The sequence below is a fragment of the Moorena sp. SIO3I6 genome (assembly GCF_010672095.1).
This window is the reverse complement of sequence record NZ_JAAHHU010000606.1, coordinates 1-2,671: the sequence shown is the minus strand read 5'-3', so window position 1 is coordinate 2,671 and position 2,671 is coordinate 1. Positions and strand designations below refer to the sequence as shown.

Genomic DNA, 2,671 nt, shown 5'->3' with positions numbered 1-2,671 from the left:
TCCTGGCCCGCCATAGCATTATATTATGCTTAGTATCAGATCCTGTTGAATTGCGCAAAAAAACTTTACATTTTGAGTTAATATTAACCCTATAAACTATAAATTACTATTTTCGCTTAACCAAATTATTTTTATAAACCAATCTACATAGCTAATTTATTGAGACATATCTGACTGAATATAACGAATTTTATCTAATGCTGTTTTTCCAAACTATTCAGGTATTTATAATTAGTTTTCATATCAAATAAGCGATTAAACAGCCATAAATATGAATTCGGATACCATTTTCATTTTTTGTGATTAATCTATCTAATTTTAAGTGCATCAAGACAAGGCTCCCCCATCCTGCGGTTATGTCTTACGGGGGTTTCACCCACTCGCGCTTTGCATTAAGACGCCGTTTTTCATTTGTCAGACAACTCAACTTCTAAAAATTAGTGATGAATTCATTATCTTATATTTCGTGATCAAGTTAACCTTGTTTTTGTATATCACACTATTGCTTATTTGTCAATCTAATTTAGATTAATTTAGATAGATGCGTTTGCCCTGCCCTCAGAATCGACAAAGTATAGCTAAATCCCTGGGTTCGCTGTCCAAAGTAAGAGCTATTCAAAACTGGTAAAAATTATGGTACTCTTAACCGGTGCTAATCAGATCATCTCTTAAGCAGTATAAATGTACTGTTTTTGGAAAACTATTTTTGGAAAACAAAATACGTCTAATGTGAATTAAATTGGGCGATCGCTTACATGGGACAAAGGAAGTAATTTTCAGCACACCGAAAAAGTCAAAACTTCGATGTGGTAGTGACGACGAAGCAAAAGGCGCAGAGTGTGACTAGCCATCAAGTGCCGCAATGTGGACGCACAAACCAGCAACGGTTTTGTTGAGTAAACGCTCCGGGTTACGTCCAGTGTTCTGAAGAACGTGAAACACTCCTTCGATGCGCTGGCGAATGCGGGATATAAAACGATTAAGCTGTGGGGTATGTTGTTGGTGTTGATTAACTCTTTTGAGTGTCCAGATGCAGTTGCCCGTGCGCTGTGCTATGTGTTGTTGCCACTCGGTGCCAATGAAACCTTTGTCTCCATAGATATGACATCCACGCACCGCCTCTAAAACACCTTCGGCCGCTTGACGTTCATCGGTGTGAGCTGGAACTAAGTCATAGGCAATGGGTACTCCGAGCCAAGTGGCGAGCAACACGCTCCTTGTAACCAAAATAGTTCATCTGCCTTGCTGCACACCAACCCGCAGTGGCGCTGCCAGTAAAGTTACTGTGTCTCTTATCTCGCTTGAGTCCGAGCACCGGAATTGGCTTGGTATCAAGCACAAAAGAATCTTCCCCATGGACTCCGAGTTGTGTCACCCAAAACCTTCGCAGTTGTTCAAGTACTCCTTCTAGTCGTCGCACCCGACGATTGAACTGACTTTGGTCTAACAATTTAGGGAACCACTCTAAGTAATTTGCTCGTATGAAGCCGAGAAATTGGGTTTCTCCAGGAAAGGGTAGATAATCCATCACTAACAACAACGTTAATATTTATGAGTCACTAAAAAGAGGTTTTGCTAAGCGCTAGTATTGGTTTACTGTGCTCTATGGTTTGTTGATACCAGTCATCCACCAGCACAAAAATGGTAGTGAACAGGGTGGGAATGTCTATACTATTCATAGGGAGTCGATGATGGCTAGTGACATTTCCATCTTCGAGCTTCCTTTTCCTTTTGTCTATTTCACATTAGGCGTAAAATTTAAAAGAGTATTATGTCAACAACTTTTCAAGAGACCACAAAGAATCTGAGATTCAGTGAGGATCGCCTAGGAATTAACTATCTCGGGAGTGCCAACCTGCCTACTGCAACAGATGATGGCAAAGATATCATTGGAGGATTAACCCAAAGGCCGAAATCTTTGCCACCTCGTTACTTTTACGATCAAAAAGGCTCCCAATTATTTGAGCAAATCTGCGAGTTACCGGAATATTATCCCACCCGCACAGAAGCAGAAATTTTACAACAGTATGCTGTAGACGTTGCTCAATTTACGGGAGCTTGCGAATTGGTGGAGCTGGGTAGTGGCAGTTCTACCAAGACTCGCTTGTTGTTGGATGCCTATGAAAACCAGGGATATCCGTTGCGCTATGTTCCTATTGATGTGAGTGGGGAGATTCTTGAGGAGAGTGCCAAGCAGCTGTTGCTGGATTATCCCAAGTTAAAGGTTCAGGGTCAGGTGGGAACCTATGAACACGCCCTGAGCCAATTAACTCCAACACCATTACCTAAGCGGATGGTTTTCTTTTTGGGTAGTAGCTTGGGGAATTTTGCTCCTGAACAGTGCGATCGCTTTTTTGAGAAAATGATAGGTTTACTAGCACCAGGAGATTACTTTTTGCTGGGCATTGACTTACAAAAACCCAAGGAGATTCTGGAAGCTGCCTATAATGATAGTCAGGGGGTGACTGCGGCATTTAACCTGAATATGCTAGCACATCTGAACTGGCGTTTCCTTGGAAATTTTGACCTCGATCGCTTTACCCATCAGGCGATTTATAATCAATCGGAAAGTCAGATTGAGATGTATTTACATTGCCAGGAAACCCATGTTGTGCGCTTAGCCAGGCTGGATTTAACGGTTGAGTTCCAAGCAGGAGAAAGCATGCTTACA

3 protein-coding genes and 1 pseudogene are annotated in these 2,671 nt (G+C 41.7%); 1 reads left to right on the top strand and 3 read right to left on the bottom strand.

The window, feature by feature from the left end; translation table 11 throughout:
• Positions 1–156 precede the first annotated feature (156 nt).
• The 3 genes and pseudogenes from F6K49_RS40235 to F6K49_RS40225 form a co-directional block, all read right to left on the bottom strand.
• A pseudogene (locus tag F6K49_RS40235) lies at positions 157–328 on the bottom strand (IS4 family transposase); the annotation flags it as partial.
• Positions 329–843: 515 nt separating this feature from the next.
• Complete coding sequence (locus F6K49_RS40230) at positions 844–1,212, bottom strand: transposase (RefSeq protein ID WP_293106424.1); 369 nt, start codon at positions 1,210–1,212, stop codon at positions 844–846.
• Complete coding sequence (locus tag F6K49_RS40225) at positions 1,172–1,528, bottom strand: hypothetical protein (RefSeq protein ID WP_293106411.1); 357 nt, start codon at positions 1,526–1,528, stop codon at positions 1,172–1,174. Before F6K49_RS40225 ends, F6K49_RS40230 begins: the two co-directional genes overlap by 41 nt.
• Before the next feature lie 243 nt (positions 1,529–1,771).
• Between F6K49_RS40225 and egtD the strand changes: the two genes are divergently transcribed.
• Positions 1,772–2,671: L-histidine N(alpha)-methyltransferase (gene egtD, locus F6K49_RS40220; protein WP_293106409.1), on the top strand; the 900-nt coding region annotated here is incomplete at its 3' end.